The sequence below is a fragment of the Silvibacterium dinghuense genome, from assembly GCF_004123295.1.
Taxonomy (GTDB): domain Bacteria; phylum Acidobacteriota; class Terriglobia; order Terriglobales; family Acidobacteriaceae; genus Silvibacterium; species Silvibacterium dinghuense.
Genome location: NZ_SDMK01000001.1, coordinates 642,553 through 660,941, shown reverse-complemented (window position 1 = coordinate 660,941; position 18,389 = coordinate 642,553). Strand labels below are relative to the sequence as shown.

The 18,389-nt window shown below is 60.6% G+C and carries 9 protein-coding genes; 6 read left to right on the top strand and 3 right to left on the bottom strand.

Annotated elements, in window-relative coordinates; genetic code table 11:
• Positions 1–31: 31 nt before the first annotated feature.
• Complete coding sequence (locus tag ESZ00_RS02450) at positions 32–685, bottom strand: TetR family transcriptional regulator (RefSeq protein WP_129206610.1); 654 nt, start codon at positions 683–685, stop codon at positions 32–34.
• A 135-nt stretch (positions 686–820) separates the two neighbouring features.
• On the opposite strand from ESZ00_RS02450, the gene ESZ00_RS02445 reads away from it, so the two are divergent.
• The 4 genes from ESZ00_RS02445 to ESZ00_RS02430 all read left to right on the top strand — a co-directional run bounded on the left by ESZ00_RS02445 (position 821) and on the right by ESZ00_RS02430 (position 7,490).
• Positions 821–2,071 carry an efflux RND transporter periplasmic adaptor subunit gene (locus ESZ00_RS02445; RefSeq protein WP_229740904.1) on the top strand — a complete coding sequence of 417 codons (1,251 nt, stop codon included), beginning with the start codon at positions 821–823 and terminating at the stop codon, positions 2,069–2,071.
• A gap of 3 nt (positions 2,072–2,074) precedes the next feature.
• A complete protein-coding gene (locus ESZ00_RS02440; protein WP_129206609.1) occupies positions 2,075–5,290 on the top strand; it encodes an efflux RND transporter permease subunit in 3,216 nt (1,071 codons plus the stop codon).
• Positions 5,287–6,708, top strand: coding sequence for an efflux transporter outer membrane subunit (locus ESZ00_RS02435; RefSeq protein ID WP_229740903.1), 1,422 nt, complete (start codon positions 5,287–5,289; stop codon positions 6,706–6,708). The genes ESZ00_RS02440 and ESZ00_RS02435 overlap by 4 nt, the downstream gene beginning before the upstream one ends.
• Before the next feature lie 113 nt (positions 6,709–6,821).
• Positions 6,822–7,490 carry an SOS response-associated peptidase gene (locus ESZ00_RS02430; RefSeq protein ID WP_129206608.1) on the top strand — a complete coding sequence of 223 codons (669 nt, stop codon included), beginning with the start codon at positions 6,822–6,824 and terminating at the stop codon, positions 7,488–7,490.
• A 58-nt stretch (positions 7,491–7,548) separates the two neighbouring features.
• On the opposite strand, the gene ESZ00_RS02425 is transcribed toward ESZ00_RS02430, so the two are convergent.
• Together ESZ00_RS02425 and ESZ00_RS02420 are read right to left on the bottom strand one after the other, a co-directional pair.
• On the bottom strand, positions 7,549–10,086 hold the full coding sequence (locus ESZ00_RS02425) for a glycoside hydrolase family 31 protein (RefSeq protein ID WP_338055706.1): 2,538 nt from the start codon (positions 10,084–10,086) through the stop codon (positions 7,549–7,551).
• Positions 10,087–10,158: 72 nt separating this feature from the next.
• The gene (locus tag ESZ00_RS02420; protein WP_240034492.1) at positions 10,159–12,333 is read right to left on the bottom strand and encodes a winged helix-turn-helix domain-containing protein; all 2,175 of its coding nucleotides are present in this window, start codon (positions 12,331–12,333) and stop codon (positions 10,159–10,161) included.
• A gap of 338 nt (positions 12,334–12,671) precedes the next feature.
• On the opposite strand from ESZ00_RS02420, the gene ESZ00_RS02415 reads away from it, so the two are divergent.
• Both ESZ00_RS02415 and ESZ00_RS02410 read left to right on the top strand, forming a co-directional pair.
• Positions 12,672–16,181, top strand: a complete 3,510-nt coding sequence (locus ESZ00_RS02415; RefSeq protein WP_129206605.1) for a TonB-dependent receptor — start codon at positions 12,672–12,674, stop codon at positions 16,179–16,181.
• A gap of 144 nt (positions 16,182–16,325) precedes the next feature.
• Positions 16,326–18,161, top strand: coding sequence for an alpha-amylase family glycosyl hydrolase (locus ESZ00_RS02410; RefSeq protein WP_129206604.1), 1,836 nt, complete (start codon positions 16,326–16,328; stop codon positions 18,159–18,161).
• Positions 18,162–18,389 lie beyond the last annotated feature (228 nt).

The window sequence follows — 18,389 nt, the reverse complement described above, 5'->3', positions numbered from 1 at the left end:
CAGCCGTTTTTCGCAGGTTCGCAGGAAAGTTTTAACAGGTGAGGAGTTCGGCAGCGACAGCGCGCAGAAGATTCAGGACGCGCTCTTCGCTGAAGCTTTCGGGGTCGAAGAGACGGTTGATGGCGAGCCCATCGATGGCAGCGGAGACGCGAGCCGTCTCGCGGCGCTTCTCAAGGCCGGTCTTATGTTCGAATTCTCCGAGGTACTCGCTCATCTCGCCCTCGCTGAAGCGGGCGCAGATGGCGTGATGGATATTGGCAAGGCGCTTCTTTTTCCGCGGATGGCGGATGGCGTACATTTTGAATTCCAGCATGAGCAGGACGCGCTGCTCATCACAGATGACCTTGTATAAATGCTGAGCTAAGGCTTCACGCTTTTCTTCGATAGACTGAGCGCGGCTGAGATTGCGCAGAAATTCCTTCTTATAGCGGTTGAAGTCGTCTTCGATAATGGCGATGAAGACATCTTCCTTATCGCGGAAGTTGGCGTAGAACGCGCCGCGGGTTTTGCCGGCAAGGGCAGCGATATCCTCAAGCCGAGCCTGCGCGAAACCATCACGGGCGAAGACCCGGCGGGCCGCGTTGATCAGGTGCTGGTGAGTCTGAATCGCCCGCTCCTGTTTTTTGACAGGTGTTGCGGAAGTCGTGTCAGTAGCAGTGGCGGGGTGTTTCGCGGGCCGCGGCATGGTCTTTCAGCTCCGTTTTTACTCACATTTCGCACGAATGCAGAGAATTCTCTGCATCGCAGGGCCAGTTTGTGAATCTCTTCTAACGATACATCCATGTATGTTTTATTCGACAAAAAAGCAAGGAGACCAGCCATGTCGCCAGTAATGCCCCGTGAGGTTATGAGAGGGGATCGGGATTTTCTGTACCGGAGCCTTGTGCTGGGAGCCTGCGCGGCTTCGCTGCTTGGGCTGGCCGGATGCCAGTCGAAGGGCGCAGCAGCGCCGGCGATGGGACCGGTGCCGGTGACCGTGACCGAGGCGCAGCAGCAGGACGTGAACCTGAAAGGCGAGTGGGTCGGTACGCTGGACGGCTACACCAACGCGCAGATTCAGCCGCAGGTGACCGGTTACCTGATCAGCCAGGACTACAAGGAAGGCTCGGTGGTCTCGAAGGGGCAGATTCTGTTCCATATCGATCCACGGCCCTTCCAGGCTTCGGTCGATCAGGCAGCGGCGCAGGTGGACCAGGCCAAGGGGCAGCTGGCACAGTCGCTGGCCGCGCGTGAGCTGGCGCAAATCAACGTAAACCGCGACACGCCGCTGGCCGCCGCCAAGGCGATTGCGCAGAGCCAGCTCGATACCGAAAACCAGACCCTGTTGCAGGACGATGCGTCGGTCGCCGCGTCAAAGGCTTCGATTGAAGCTGCGCAGGCCTCACTGCAGACGGCGAAGATCAATCTGGGCTTCACTCAGGTGCGCTCGCTCATCACCGGCATCGCCGGCGCTGCGACAACGCAGGTGGGCAACCTGGTGAGCACGCAGTCGACACTGACCTCGGTCTCGACACTCGATCCCATCAAGGTCTTCTTCTCGATCAGCGATAGCGAGTATCTCGGGCTGGTGGAGCGGGCGAAGCAGAAGGGCACGGACCTGCTGGATTCGAAGATGCCGCTGACCCTTACGCTGGCCAACGGCCAGAAGTACGACCACCCGGGCAAGATCGTCTTTGTCGATCGCCAGATGAATCAGCAGACTGGCGCGATCCGCATTGCGGCGGCCTTCCCGAATCCGGGCAATGTCCTGCGTCCGGGGCAATTCGGCCGTGTCTCGGCTGAGACCGAAGTACAGCACGATGTGCTGCTCGTGCCGCAGCTTGCAGTGCAGGAGCTCCAGGGCATCGAGCAGGTGTACACAGTCAGCCCGCAGGGCACGGTACACGTGGTGAACGTGACGCTCGGACCGCAGTATGGCAATAACTGGATCGTGACGGGCGGTCTCACGCCGGGAACGAAGATCATTCTGGACAACCTGCAGAAGCTGAAGGAAGGCGTGCCGGTCAGTCCTCACCAGGGAGAGCCGCCGGCTGTGACATCGATGACGGGCTCGCAGGGAGCCGGGAGATAGTTCATGTCGAAATTTTTTATTCGCCGGCCGATTGTGGCCATCGTCATTGCGATTCTCACGGTGATTATTGGAGCCGTGTCGCTGGCGACGCTTCCGACGGCGCAGTATCCGGATATTGTGCCGCCGGAGATCATGGTGCAGTCGACGTATCCGGGTGCGGATGCGAAGACGTTGGAACAGGCAGTATCGACGCCGATCGAGCAGCAGATGAACGGCGTGGACAACATGCTGTACATGTACTCGGTCAACGCGAACAACGGTCAGTCGACCGTGTACGTGGACTTCGACGTAAAGACGAATCCTGATATCGATCAGGTTCTGTCGCAGCTCCGCGTATCGCAGATTCAGGGCGAAATCCCTTCGGTGGTGACGCAGGCCGGTATCACGGTGCAGAAGTCGTTGACTTCGCCGCTGATGCTGGTGAACCTCAGCGCTCCGGATAATCGCTACAGCGCGGATTTCCTGACGAATTACGCGATCATCAACCTGCAGGACGAACTCACGCGTGTTCCGGGTGTCTCACGCATCCAGGTCTTTGGAGGTCAGTACGCACTGCGCGTGTGGGTCAAGCCGGATCAGCTGGCCAAGCTGGGTGTGACGGCGACGGATGTCATCAACGCACTGCAGACACAGAACAATGTGTACCCCGCCGGTCAGATCGGTGGCGAGCCGGTGCCGAACGGCCAGCAGTTTACCTACACGGTACGCACACAAGGCCGACTGGTAACGCCGGAGGAGTTCGGCAACATCGTCATTCGTGCGAATGCAGATGGTTCTGTGCTGCATCTGCGCGACGTGGCGCGTGTCGAGCTGGGCACGCAGGTCTATAACCTGACGGCGCGCTACAACAAGGCTCCTTCCGGTGTCCTCGCGGTGTATCAGCTGCCGGGCGCGAATGCCGTGCAGACGGCAATCGGCGTACGCAAGAAGCTGGCGGAGCTGTCTACGACCTTCCCGGCGGGTATGCGTTACGACGTGCCGCTGGATACGACGCTGGCCGTTACCGCCGGTATCCACGAAATTGTGATCACATTGTTCCTCGCTCTGGGACTTGTGATCCTGGTGGTGTTCGTCTTCCTGCAAGGCTGGCGCGCTACGCTCATTCCGCTGATGGCGGTGCCGGTATCGCTGATCGGCACATTCATCATCTTCCCCTTCCTCGGTTTTTCGATTAACACGCTATCGCTGTTCGGATTAGTGCTGGCGATCGGTCTCGTCGTCGACGACGCGATCATCGTGGTGGAAGCGGTCGAGCACCATATCGACGAGGGCATGACGCCGAAGGATGCGAGCATCAAGGCAATGGAGGAGGTGGGTGGCCCAGTCGTGGCCATCGCGCTGATCCTTGCCGCAGTGTTCATCCCAACGGCGGCTATCCCGGGTATCACCGGCCGGCTTTATCAGCAGTTCGCGATCACCATCGCGATCTCGGTGTTGATCTCAGCCTTCAATGCTCTGACGCTGAGCCCGGCGCTCTCTGCGCTGCTGCTCAAGCCGAAGGACAAGGAACGTAAGCCGGGACCGCTCAAGCACTTCTTCGACTGGTTTAACCGCTTCTTCGGCCGCACGACGGATCGCTTCGTGCACACCTCCGGTGTGCTGATTCACAAGTCCGGCTTTGCCATGCTGGCGCTGGCCATCATTGCTGTGGTGGCTGTATTCATGGGTGGCAAGCTTCCTTCCGGCTTCATCCCGCAGGAAGATCAGGGCTACCTCTTTGTCATGACGCAGCTGCCTGACGCTTCGTCCTTGCAGAGAACGGATGCCACCGGCCTCCAGGTCAGCGATGCACTGCTGAGCACTCCGGGCATTGCAGGCGTCGTGCAGGTTAACGGCTTCAGCCTGTTGACACAGACACAGAGCACAAACGCCGGCTTCTTCTTCGTCTCGCTCAAGCCGTGGGACACGCGAAAGTCAAAGGAAGAGCAGCTGGCGACGATTCAGGCAACGATTCAACGGAAGTTGATGGGCATTGGCAGCGGTCTCGCTTTCTCCTTCCCGCCTCCAGCGATTCCGGGTATCGGTACCTCGGGTGGCGTCACGATGATTCTGCAGGATCGCTCGGGTAACGATGACCCGATGTTCCTGACGAAGAACTTGTATGCGTTCCTTGGCGCTGTTTCGAAGCGTCCGGAGATCGCGGCGGCGATGCCGTCGTACCTGCCGGCCGTGCCGCAGCTCTATGCCGACGTAGATCGTGAAAAGGCAATGGAGCAGCAGGTCGACCTCGGCAACATCTACACCACGATGCAGACCTTCATGGGCGGCTATCTGGTGAACTACTTCAACCGCTTCGGCCGCCAGTGGCAGACCTATGTGGAAGCCGAAGGCAATACCCGTACGAACATCGACAATATCGGTCAGTTTTACGTGCCGAGTGCGAACGGCAGCCAGGTGCCGCTGAGCGCGCTGGTGCACGTGAAGAAGATCACCGGACCGGAGTTTATCCTGCGCTTCAACGAGTACGAAGCGGCGCAGCTGAACATCACCGGCGCTCCGGGTTACAGCTCGGGACAGGTGCGAGCGGCGCTGGAAGAGGTCTTCAAGCAGACGATGCCGCCGGGCATGGGTTATGCCTACCAGGGCATGAGCTTCCAGGAGCAGCAGGCTGCTCAGGGCGTGCCGGCGTGGGCGGTCTTCGGACTCTCCCTGTTGTTCGTCTTCCTGATCCTGGCTGCGCTGTACGAGAGCTGGACGCTGCCCTTCAGCGTACTGCTCAGCACCCCGGTCGCAATCTTAGGCGCGTATCTCGCGCTGACGATGCGCTCGTTCGAGAATGACATTTTCGCTACGATCGGTCTGGTCATGCTAATCGGTCTCTCGGCGAAGAATGCCATCCTGATCGTCGAGTTCGCGGTGGTGAAGTATCGCGCAGGCCAGAGCATTGCGCAGTCGGCGCTGGAAGCCGCGAGGCTGAGGTTCCGTCCGATTGTGATGACGGCGTTTGCGTTCATCTTCGGCTGCTTGCCGCTGTGGACGGCGACAGGCTCGGGCGCAGGTTCGCGGCGCATCCTGGGCACGGTGGTGATCGGCGGTATGACGATTGCGACGATCTTCGGAATTGTGATGATTCCAGTGACCTTCGCCGTGGTCGAGTTCCTGTCGCACCGCTTCAGCAAGCATGGCGGAAAGAACACCACGATGGATTCGACGCATCCGCCGGAGTTTCCGCACGGAGACCCCAGCAACGGACCGAAGGTCGAAGGAGGCCACGCGTGAGAACGAAAAGCCAGGCGATGGTAAGTGCAGGTGCCGCGGCGCTGCTGAGCGTGTGGCTGGCAGGCTGCATGGTGGGTCCGAACTACAAGCGACCGCAGGTGGCTCCGCCGCCTGCGTATCGCGGGGCGGACAACGCGGTGACAGATGCCGCGCAGACGGCGTCGGTCGGAGACCAGAACTGGGCAACGGTGTTTCAGGAGCCGGAGCTGCAGGATCTGATTCGGACGGCGCTCAAGAATAACTACGATGTGCAGATCGCAGCCAAGCGGGTGCTCGAGCAGCAGGCGCAGGTGAAGATCACGCGGGCGGCAGAGTTTCCGACGCTCTCCGGCGGAGGCACGGGCCTGGGAGCAGAGCTGCCGAATTCGCTCGGCAACCAAGTCGGCTCCAACCCGCTTGCCGATGGCAGCTTCAGCTTCTCGGCGGCATGGACTCCGGATTTCTGGGGACAGTATCGCCGGGCAACGGAAGGCGCACGCGCCACGCTGTTGCAACAGGTGTGGGCGCAGCGCGCTGTGCGCATGTCTGTCGTGCAGCAGGTGGCAACCGCCTACTTCACCATCCGTGCACTGGACCGGCAGCTGGAGATCTCGCAGGAGACGGTCAAGATTCGTCAGCAGTCCGTGGATCTGACCAAGCGGCTCACTGACGGCGGCTCTTCTCCGCTCTCTGATCTGCGGCAGGCCGAGGAGTCGCTGTATACCGCGACCTCCGAGATTCCGCAGCTCGAGCAGCAGATCCAGGAAGAGGAGAATGCTCTGCGGCTGCTGCTTGGGCAGGACCCCGGCACGGTGGCCCATACCGATCCGCATGCGCTCGATCCAGTGCCGCAGGCTCTGCCGACGGGCATTCCTTCACAGCTGCTGGAGCGGCGTCCGGACATCCTCGAAGCGGAAGAGCAGCTCATCAATGCCAATGCGCAGATCGGCGTGGCCAAGGCACAGTTCTTCCCTCAGCTCTCCATCAGCGCTTCGGCTGGCCTGGGTGGCGACGAATGGTCGAATCTCTTCGATCCAGGCGGCCATACGGTATACGGTATCGGTTCTCTGACGCAGGCAATCTTCGAAGGCGGCAAGCTGAAGGGGCAGCTGAATCTTGCCAAGGCGCAGAAGGAAGAGATGGTGCTGAACTATCAGAAGACCATCAAGGGCGCCTTCCGCGATGTCTCGAACGCACTGATTACCGTGAACAAAACGCGCGCGACGCGTGAGCAGCAGGAGAGGCTGGTGGCATCGGCTGAAGACGCTTCGCGCCTGGCGCGGATGCGTTATCAGGGCGGAGCGACCAGCTACCTGGAAGTGCTGACCACCGATGCGACGCTCTACTCCGCACAGCTGAATCTGGTGACGGCGCAGCAGAATGAGGCGTTGTCTCTGGTAACCCTCTATGACGCGCTCGGCGGAGGCTGGCAGGAGTAATATCTGCAAAAAATACGGCCGCTCCGGCATTTGCCGGGGCGGCCTTCTCTTTTTTCAGAGGCGGATACGAAAGAATGAAAAAGAGATGAGATGGGAAGGGAAGCGCAGCACGGATGTGCGGACGATATAAGCGGAAGTCGGATAAGCAGCGGATTGCGGAGATGTTTGCGGTAGATGCGGGTATAGAGGAGAGCGAGTTCGAGGCAGGAGAAGACCTGCGGCCGCAATCAATGCAGCCCGTGGTCTTTACCGATGAGCGCGGTGCGCGGCGCATGGAGGTGATGCGCTGGGGATTGGCAATGCCGGACCGGCTGTTGATCAACGCGCGGGCAGAGGGCATCGCCGGTTCGCGTTTCTGGGGCGAGTCCTTTGCCTATGGGCGTGCGATCGTGCCGGGGGATGCGGTCTTCGAGTGGCAGAGCGTGGCAGGTGGGGAAGGCGATCCTGCGCCGCGCGGACGAAAGCGGCCGAAGTATGAGATCACGCTGAAGGGGCAGGAGCCGTTCGGCATGGCAGCGGTGTGGCGGCTCTGGAAGAACCCGAAGACCGCGCAGATGGAGCGGAGCTTCGCGATCCTGACCGGTGAGCCGAATGAGACTGTGGCAAGGATTCACGACCGCATGACGACATTTCTCGAGCCTCGGGACTATGACGAGTACCTGGCCACATCGCAGCGTTCACCGGTTCACTTGTTAAGGATTCTTCCAGCGGAGCGAATGCAGATGAGGCTTGTGGAGGAGATGCCGGTCGCGGTTCTGGAGAACCAGATGAACCTGTTTTAGCAAGCAGATGTGAAGAAAGAAAAAGCGGCGTTCTCGATGAGGAGAACGCCGCTTTGTTTTAACGCAGAGTCACGGTGAGATTCGTTCCGGTATCAGGGATCTCAGTCGAGACGACGCCGTCATGCTGCTGGAGCGCGGCATGGCCGGATGCGAGTTCGACTGTCTTCTGATGCGGCTGCCAGCCGTAGACCTCAACGTGAAAGGATTTCCACCAGGGCTGGTAGCTGCCTTCGTGTGCGGTCTCGCGCAGCGTCAGTGAGCCGTCGGCATTCACTGAACAGGTGAAACGTTCGCGCAGATACGCGCCCTGCCGGTACGCGAAGCTATGCCCATCGTCGGTGTAGACCTCTCCCTGGCAGGATTGCCCGGTGGCGAAGTCGGGATAGACGCGCAACGTGAGCGGTCCCTGAGGCGTGACATCGGTGCTCTGAGTGACCGGCGCCATGGGCAGGATGCTGCCGCCGCGTACATAGGCATTCAGGGTGTCGAGCCTGGGTGTGAGCATCAGCGGCTTCTGTGCAAGTAGGTCATCGCGCTTTTCAAGATCAAGGCCCGAAGCCTGGCCGCGGCGGTCGATGCGCTCGCCGGTCCAGAAGTCATACCAGGTGCCGGGTGGCAGGTGGACTTCGTAGGGCGCAACCTCTTCCGGCGACGGGTTGGGCACGATCAGCAGCTCCGAGCCAAGCAGGAACTCGCTTCCGGCATCAAGGTCGAAGGGATGGCCATCGCTGGTGGCGTTGGGGAATTCGAGGAAGAGCGGCCGGTCGATGGGCAGGCCGGTGCGCGAGGTCTCTTCCGCCACGGAGTAGAGATAGGGCATCAGCCGGTAGCGGGTCTCGATGTAGCGCTTGCGGATCGCTTCCTGCTCCGGGCAGTCGACCCAAGGCTCGTGGTCGCGTGTGCCTTTGGCGGCATGATCGCGATCGATGGGCTGGAAGGCGGCAAGCTCGAGCCACTTGGTGAGCAACTCCGGCGACGGCGAGCCGGCGAAGCCGCCTACATCGGCGCCCGAGAAGGCAAAGCCGCTCAGGCCGAGGTTGAGGATCTGCGGGACGGTCTGGCGCAGATGATTCCAGGTGGAGGAGTTGTCTCCGGTCCAGGTGGCGGCATAGCGCTGGCCGCCGGCATAGCTGGCGCGGGTCAGCACGAAGGGGCGCTCATCGGGACGCAGCGCAAGCAGGCCATCGTAGGTAGCGCGGGAGTTCTCCATGCCGTAGACGTTGTGAATCTCGAGGTGATTCGCGGTGCGCGGCGTGAAGCCGGGCTCGTCGATGCGATGCTGCACGTCATCGGGCATGGTCTTCGTCGGATAGCGGAACACCGCAGGCTCATTCATGTCGTTCCAGAAGCCGGCTACGCCGTCAGCGACGAACTGCTTATAGAGCGTGCCCCACCACTGGCGGCTCTTCTGGCGAGTGAAGTCGGGAAAGACGGATGGACCGGGCCAGACCGGACCGACATAGTTCGAGCCATCCGGATTTTTTACAAACTCATCGCCGGCCACGCCGCTGTCATAGGGGGCATAGCCCTGGTTGGGGAGATCGGCAATGTGCAGGTCGGTGATGACGACGAGGTGGAAGTGATCGTCGCTGAGCTTCTTCACCATGGCCGGAAAGTTGGGGAAGGCCTCGGTGTTGACGGTGAAGGGACGATTCTTCACCTGGTAATCGATGTCGAGATAGAGCGCATCGGCGGGGATATGGTCGGCGCGAAGCCTGTCCGCGACCTGCATCAGGCGCGTCTCGGTCTCATAGCTGTAACGCGACTGCTGGAAGCCGAGCGCCCAGAGCGGCGGCAGCGGCGTGGGGCCGGTGAGCCAGGCGTAGTCCTCGACCACCTGCTTCGGCGCGGGGCCATACATCAGGTAATAGTCGATGGGACCGTTGGGTGCGCCGAAGGAGTAGGTGTCCGGCATCTCATGGCCGAAATCGAAATACGTGCGCCAGGTGTTGTCGAAGAGCACGCCGAGAGCACGGCCCTCGTGAAATTCGAGGAAGAAGGGAATGCTCTTGTAGATGGGGTCGGTCGATTCCTGCCAGCCGAAGCTGTCGGTGTTCCACATGACATAGCTTTGCCCGGCGCGGTCGAGCGGGCCGGGCTTATCGCCGAGGCCGAAGAAGTGGTCATCCAGCGCCTTCTCTTTGGAGATGCGAAAACGGGTGCCATCCCAGCGGACAGGTTCGGAGTCCTGCTGGAGGATGTGCCCCTCGAGATCGCTCACCGTGATGCGGAGATCGGGAGTGACCGATACGCGCAGGCTCTGCGTTTCGAAGCCATCGGGCTGCGGCGTGACGGCGACCTGTGCGGTGCGGGATGGGGTGAGCACGGCCCAGGATGCATCTTCGGGGAGCGGAGCATCGTGGGACTCGCGCACGCGAAGGATGTCGTCGCGGAGAGCGACGATGCGCAGCGTCGTGCCGTTGGCAGAGAATTCGATCCCGTTGGAAAGAGCGTGCGACTGGATCTGGGATTGGGCGCAGGCCAGCGACGCGGAGAGAAGCAGGCAGGACAGCAGGGTTCGAGGGCGCAGCATGCCGAGAAGAAGAACGCTGCGGAGGAGATGGCCGCAATGCACTGGCGCTCCTGACTCGGTCAAAAGATTATCACGTGATATCTGTCGAAAAATCAGTAATTTGAGCGATGATCTGGGCGCGTGCGGGGCCAGGGGTCAGTGCGCTTCGAGGTCGAGCGAATAGAGATCGCCGGCCGAGAAGCGGACACGGACAAGCGGCGAATTATCCGGGGTGAGGCCGCAGAAATAGTAGTCGGCGGGATGCGCTGCCTGCAGGCCAACGAGGTTCGTCACCCGCTCCATGTGCCCATCCGGAACGCTGACGCGGTAGACCGGCTGCCCCTCGGCCATGAAGGCGTGGATGTAGACGGCATGGCTGTCCGTGGACCAGGCTGGATCGGCGACCGAGGAATTTGCGAGCGTGGTCCAGGTGCGGGTGAGGGTGTCGTAGAGCATCAGCTTCTGCTGATCGAGGGTGATGGCAGAGATGTAGCGGCCATCGGGAGACCAGCGCGGGCTGAATAGACCATCGGAATGCGGGATGGTCATGGTCTTATTCGTAGCAAGATCGACGATTTCCAGGCTGCGGGGGGCATTTTCGCGGCCCATCAGATCGTCGACGCGGCCAAAGACCAGGGATTTGCCGTCGGCAGACCATGAGGGATCGGCCGCATTGCGGTTCTCGTGGAGTAGCGGAACAAGGCTGCCTCCATCCGAGCTGAGAATGTAGATATTCCAGGGCTGGCGAGGTTCGGCAGCCATCGCGGCCAGATGCTGACCATCCGGGGACCAGGTAGCCAGGAAGACATGAAGGGAATTTGGGGTGAGCTGGATGCGCTCGGAGCCGTCGGCACGGGCACGCCAGAGCCGGTCATGGGAGTCTGTCCAGGCCACCCATTGGTGGTCACGCGAGAAAGCCAGGCGTATGGCGCCGGAAAGGAAGTCCGGTTCCGGAAACAGGGCATTGCGATGCGTGTCAAAGGCAAAAAGCTGGGAGCGTGAGTCGGTGCCGAGAAAGTAGATGCGTCCGCCCGAGCGATCGGCAACGGGGCCACCAAAGCCGAGCGGTCCTGCGGTGATCCGGTAGGGGCGTTCGAGGGAAGCGCCGTCGAGACGCCAGAGATCGGAGCCGGCGTCGGAGATGGCCTGGAATACGAAATATTTGCCGTCCGCGGTCCATGTGCCGCAGCAGGGATTCGCCGCTATCTTCCAGGAATCAAGCAGTTTACGTGGTTGATGGCTGCCCGTTGCGAGCTGCCAGAGCGAGGTCGCGTGGCTGACAGGATCGACGACGGTAAAGCGCAGGAGGCTGCCATCTGGCGACCAGCGCATCCAGAAGGCGCGTCCGGAGGAAAGCGTTGTGAATGGTGAAACGGCACCATCCTGCAGGCGGACGGTCATCAGCTGGCTGCCGGTGGCATAGAGGATGCTCTTGCCGTCGGGCATCCAGGTGGCATCGTGCGCCAGCACATTCGAGACCCGGAAGGCCGAGCCACCGCCGACAGGAACGATCCAGAGCGGCTCTTCCGCCTCTGTGGAGAGATGCCCTTTGACGAGAAGTTCGGTGTGGTCGGGGGAGATATCGCCGAGTGAGGCGGTAAGAACCTGTTGCGGGACGCGGAGCGGCTGAGCGTCACCGCCTCCGACGGGAATACGGGCGAGAACACCCTGGCCGCTGCTGACGACCGAGGTGTAAATCTGTACGCCGTCCGTGACAGAGGCGGGCGGAATCTCGATGGTCGAGCCGGTGGGAACAATCGTGCCGGAGTCCGTGAGCTGGATGATGCGGGGCAGAGGCGAGGGCGTATTCCGCGTTCCCCAGGCAAAGCCGAGAAAGATGCCGAGAGCGGCTGCCAGGCCAATTCCTATATATAGGTTGCGCGCAGGAATGGCGGACAGGCGCCGTGATGGCGTTCCGTGCGACTCTGCCGGAGCAGGCGACGGTGCAGGCGCTGGATGCTCGGCAGGCGCAATCAGAATCGCAGGCTCGGAGAGCATTTCCGAGGTGCCGGGAGATTCGGATGACTGCGAGTTGGCCGGAGCAGCTTCAAGCCAGGTCACCGGGGCAATGAATCTGTATCCGCGGCGGGCAAGCGTCTCGATAAAGCGAGGGTTGGAGGCGGAGTCGCCGAGAGCGTCACGGATGCGGTTGACAGCGGTAGCGAGCGAGTGCTCGAACTCGACGTTTGTGTCCTGTCCCCAGATGCGTTCCTGCAGCTCTTCCTTGGAGATGACCTCGCCGGGATGCTCCAGCAGCATGGCAAGAACTTTGAAGGGCTGGCTCTGGAGTTTGATCCGGCGTCCGGCCTTCCATATCTCACCTGTCTTCAAATCGGCCTCAAAAAGACCGAAGCTGACGCGGGATGTCCGGACTACAAGCATAAGAGCAACACAGATTTTAACCCACCCGTCCGGAATTCCAGCCTGGAGTGGGAGCTTCAGAAGCGGGAATAAATTGCCTCAGGGGAGGGAAATTTCTATCCAAAGGCTGGATAAGGTAGTTGATGTTGCAATTTATCTCACACAAAATAAAGACCTTTGTGCGTGATGCCGGAGGGACAAACAAAAGACTTATGGTGCATTGCGGGGACTTATGCGGGGGGAGTGTAGTGGGCGACGTTTGGCGGATATAAGGTCTTCCGCCAGCATTTGGAGGCAATCGAAACACTATGTTCCATCCATTCAAGACAGGGCGGGCCGGTCATCGCCGGACCATCGCCTTCATTCTCGGGCTGGTGCTGGCAATGCCGTTATGCAGCCGGCTCGAGGCGCAGACGGATACCGGGCGCATCCAGGGCTCGGTTTTGGACAACACAGGCGCGGCGATTCCCGGTGCCGCAGTGACGCTGACCGACACGGACACTGGCATCTCGACCAAGGTCGTTTCGGACGCGGCAGGCAATTTCACCTTCAACGCGATTGTTCGCGGCCACTACAAGGCTGACGTGCAGGCCCAGGGCTTCCAATCCCAGGAGCAGAGCTTCGAGATCCAGGTCTCGCAGGTGGAGGCGCTCAACTTCAAGCTCAACCCCGGTGAGGTGACCACGACGGTGACGGTGACCGACGCGGCTTCATTGATCGACACGACCACTTCCTCGACGGGCGAAGTCGTGCAGGGACGGCAGATCACCGAGCTGCCTCTGAACGGCCGCAACTTTACCCAGCTGGCGGTTCTGGTGCCGGGTGTGACGCGCGGCGCGTATGGCTCCGATGCGGCAGGCGCCAACGGTAATTCCGAGACCTGGCGTAACAGCGATACCGGTTCGGCTGCTCTTTCGGTAAACGGCACACGTGCCCAGGCCAACAACTTCGAGCTCGACGGCCTGGACAACAATGATGCTCTGGTGAACACCATCATTTTCTTCCCGCCGGTCGAGGCGACGGAAGAGTTCCGCGTTAACACCTCCATGGCTCCGGCCGAGTTCGGCCGCGCCGGCGGCGCGATCGTGCAGAGCTCGATCAAGTCGGGCACCAATGAGTATCACGGCTCGGCCTTCTTCTTTGATCGCGACAAGATCTTCGACGCCAGCCCCAACTACTTCAGCCCGACAACTGCGGCTCCGTCGTTCCACCGCGCGCAGTACGGCGGAACCTTCGGATTCCCCATCCTGAAGGATAAGCTCTTCGGGTTTGTGGACTACCAGGGGTCCCGCTCCAAGGCTCCTGAAGGCGAGACCTTCGAGACCGTGCCGACGGCTCTGATGCGTACTGGCGACTTCTCGGAACTGCTCTCGAGCGGCAGCACCATTACGACCACGGTTCCCTACAATCCCGTCACTAATTGCAGTACCACTGCCGGGGCCAAGGGCACGATCTACGATCCTCTTACCTGCGCAGCCTTCGCAAACAATGCGATTCCGACTTCGCGCATGACGCAGGCCGGCTACAACTACCTGAACGCCTTCCCGCTGCCGAACAACGGCGCGGCGCAGGGCAACAACACGCTGCAGAACAACTACGTCGCCTTCCCGACCGAAGTGCAGCAGTTCGACGACTTCGATGCACGCCTGGACTATAAGGCGACCTCGAGGGACAGCTTCTTCGGCCGTTACAGCTATGGCCAGGACACGCAGATCAAGTCTAGCGCGCTGCCGAATCTGCCTGCTGGTTACGGATCGGGTACGAACCCGGTGCATCCGCGCGGCGAGGCCTTTGGCTGGACGCACGTCTTCACCCCTAACCTCGTGAATGAGTTCCGCTACGGTTACATTCACGACGTCTACGGCTATGTTCCCCCGGACTTCAACGAAGACGTTTCGGCGAAGCTCGGCATCACCAATGCCAATCGCAATGCGAACCTGGGCGGCGGTGCGGCGATCAACGGCGGCTACCTCACCTACACCGGTGATGGCGGCCTCTATACGATTCCGCAGTGGAGCAACCAGTTCGTGGACGAAGTCTCGTGGACCCATGGAGCGCACACCATCAAGTTCGGCGCGAGCATTGAGAAGCGTGCGGTGCAGGCCTGCTGCGGTACGGACTCAAAAGGCTACTTCGATTACAGCGATGCGCACTTCACCGGCTTCTCGATGACCGATATGCTTGCCGGATTTGTCGATGACTACAGCATCGGTGTGGCCGACAACTACTTCACGACGAAGAACTGGGAGACCGGCTACTTCGTGCAGGACGACTGGAAGGCTACACGCCGCCTCACGCTGAACCTGGGCGGACGTTATGACCTCTACACCTTCCCCTACGAAAGCAACAATTACTACTCCAACTTCAATCTTGAGACACTGACGCTGCAGCAGGCCGGTACCGATGGTCTCTCGCGCAGCATCGTGCACACCGACAAGAGCAACTTCGCTCCACGTATTGGCTTTGCCTACGACGTCTTCGGCAACGGCAAGACGGCGTTGCGTGGCGGTTACGGCATCTTCTACTTCCTCGATCGCGGCGGCTTCTCGAACCAGCTCTTCGACAACCCGGACTATATGGGCGCGGCGAGCTATTCGGATCTGACTTCGCAGGGAGGCTATCGCAACAACTTCGCCGGACAGGCGCCTGCCAACAACAACAACAACCAGGCAGTCGATACGACGCTGCCGCTGCCGGTCTTCGGTGAGGCAGTGGATCGCAACGATCCGGTGAACGCTTCGCTGCTCTCGGTGGATACACACCTGCCGACCTCGATGATCCAGGAGTGGAACCTGCAGCTGCAGCAGCAGCTCACGCCGCACTCTTCGCTGACCATCGCATACGTGGGTACGAATGCGCAGCATCTGCGTTCGTGGTTCAACCTGAACAGCCAGGTTCTCGACGAGCCTTCGGGCACATACCTCTATCCGCAGTTCAGCTCGATTACCCGCGGGCTGGCCAACGGCCGTTCGAACTACAGCGGCCTGCAGGTCTTCCTCAACAGTGCGATGTCGCATGGCATTCAGTACACGGCTGCTTACACCTGGTCGCATACGTTGGATGACTCGAACGGCGCTTTTAGCACCGGTACGGCCAGCGCAGGCACGCGTATCTTCATCCTGCCGACTGGCCCGGATTTCAAGGCGAACTACGGCAACTCGGACCAGGATCAGCGCCAGGTCTTCACCTTCAGCGCGTTGGCGGAGCTGCCCTTTGGCCGCGGACGGGCATTCGGTGCAAACATGAACCCCATCCTCGACAAGGTTGTCGGTGGATGGCAGCTGAACGCTATTGCCACGATGCAGACGGGTTCGCCGTTCGATATTTCTACGAGCGAATACTTCTACGAGGCGGCCGATGGTTCGACTTCACTGCCGAGCGCAAGCGTGAGCAACCGCGCGAACCTGGTGAAGCCGATTCGCTACACGAAGAGCCTGCATCAGTGGTTCGACACAACCTCGTTCGAGCACCCCGCGGTGCTGGACGCGAACGGTCAGGCGAGCACCTTCGTCGCCCCGGGCACGCTGGGCCGCAACCAGATGTTCGGTCCGGCGTATCGGGATCTCGATGTGTCGCTCTTCAAGAACTTCCCGATCGCTCCGCGCGTGATGGGCGAGTTCCGCGCAGAGGCCTACAACGTGACCAATACGCCGGCCTTCACCAACCCGAACGGAAGCCTCGACAGCTGCACCGGCACGGCTGCTGCTGTCTGCGAAGGTGCGACGTCGGGATCGGATACCGGCTCATTCGGACAGATCAACGGCACGCGGACGCACTCTGAGCGTCAGCTGCAGCTGGCCTTCCGTCTGCAGTTCTAACCTGACGACCAGCCGGCGCCGCTGCGGAATCAACTCCGCAGCGGCGTCATGCTGTCTCTATGCGAAGGCATACGCATGCCGGATTGCTGAAAATCCAGGAAAGATAACTGGAAGGATGCGGGGAAACTGGTGAAATACGGAAACATGGCTGTTCTTTCGGCGCTGTTGAGCTGCGCCATGGCGTTCGCGCAGAGCGGCGCGCCGGTGATGAGCAAAATCGATCCACCGAACTGGTGGACGGATATGCCGGCCCCGATGTTGTTGGTGAAGGGCGAGAACCTCGAGGGCGCACGGTTCACGTTCTCGGTGAAGAATCTGAAAATTGCGAAGACAACCATCTCAGAGAACGGGCACTGGGCCGAGCTGTGGCTTGCGGCTGATCCCGATAAGCCGAAGCAGATGACAATCACGGCGGAGACTGCGAAGGGACGCGCAACATTGCCGTTTGTCTTCGAGCCACGTCGCGCGGTAAGCGAGGGGTTTGCAGGCTTCTCCTCGCGCGATGTGATGTACCTGATCATGACCGACCGCTTCGCGGATGGGAACGAGGAGAATGACGGGCCGGGTGCGCAGTCAAGCGCAACGAGCGCCGAGGCACAAGCCGAGCGTGAGAAGCCGCGCGGATGGCATGGCGGCGATCTGCGCGGAGTCATCGATCATCTCGACTACCTGCAGGCCCTGGGCATCACGACAGTGTGGGTTACGCCGGTCTACCAGAATCATGAGCCGGATAGCTATCACGGCTATGGCGCGACGGATATGTATGCCGTCGACGAGCACTATGGCACGCTGGAAGACTATCGCGCGCTCGCAGATGCACTGCACAAGCGCGGCATGAAATTTGTACTCGACACGGTGCCAAATCATGTTGGCCCGGCGATCGATTGGGTGAGCGATCCTCCGGAGCCGGACTGGTTTCACGGTACCAAGGCCGAGCATCGTGTGGCGCAGGGCGACTTTGCTCCGCTGGTCGATCCGCATGCGCCGTGGCGTGATCGCCGCGATGTGACGGAAGGATGGTTCGCCAACACGCTGCCGGATCTGAACCAGGAGAATCCTGCTGTCGAGAAGTACCTTATCCAGAATGCGATCTGGTGGACGGAGGAAGCGGGACTCGATGGACTGCGTCTGGATACATTCCCTTACGTTGGCAGGCCATTCTGGCAGGCCTTTCACGCTCAGCTGCATGCGCTCTATCCGAACCTGACGACGGTAGGTGAGGTCTTCAATGGCGATCCCACGATCACGTCGGCCTTTGCCGGTGGCGTGACGCGGGCAGGAGTGGATACGGGGCTTTACACGCCGTTCGATTTTCCGATGCACTTTGCGCTGGTGAAGGTGTTTGCGCAGGGAGCTCCGATGACAGCGATTGCGGATGTGCTGCGCAAGGATGCGCTTTACCCGCATCCAGAGCGTCTGGTGCCGTTCCTCGGCAATCACGACACCGCACGTTTTCTAACGGAAGCTCACGGCGACCATGCGGCCGAACGGTTAGGGATGGCAGTGTTGCTGACCACACGCGGCATGCCGCAGATCTACTCCGGCGATGAGATCGCGATGAGCGGCGGGGACGATCCCGATAACCGGCACGATTTTCCAGGAGGCTTTCCGGGAATGAAGCAGGATGCCTTCAACGAGAGCAACCGGAATGCGGAGCAGCAGTCCATGTATGCCTGGACCAATCAGCTGCTGGCGCTGCGTGCAAAGTCTGCGGCGCTGAATCAGGGGGAGGAGCAGGTGCTCTACGTTTCCGACGATGCGCTGATCTATCTGCGTACCTCGGGTGAGGAGCGTGTGCTGGTGGCCGTTCATCGCGGCGCAGAAGATGTGACGCTGCACGTGAAGACAGAGATGACGGATGCAGAAGGACGGAGCTCAGCGGAGATTCTGTTTGGCGAGGGCACGGCTACTGCTGAGGCTGAAGGGCTGGCAGTGCATCTGCCGGCGAACTCGGTACTGGTGGCCAGCTTGACTCATTGATCTTTGCGGTGCGCGCGATGGGCGCGCACCGACTCACGACGGTCCGCGGTCTCTGCCGCGGGCCGTTCTTTTTTTGAGCCACTGTCGTCTGCGTCAGGAGAATGGCGTCTATCAAGCAGTCCCACTGCAAGAAGCATGTTGCGATTGCCGGTTGTCATCTGCTGGATTGTGCAGATGACTTCCTGTATAAATGGGACTGAAATAGTCGTATATCTGAAAGCCGTCAGG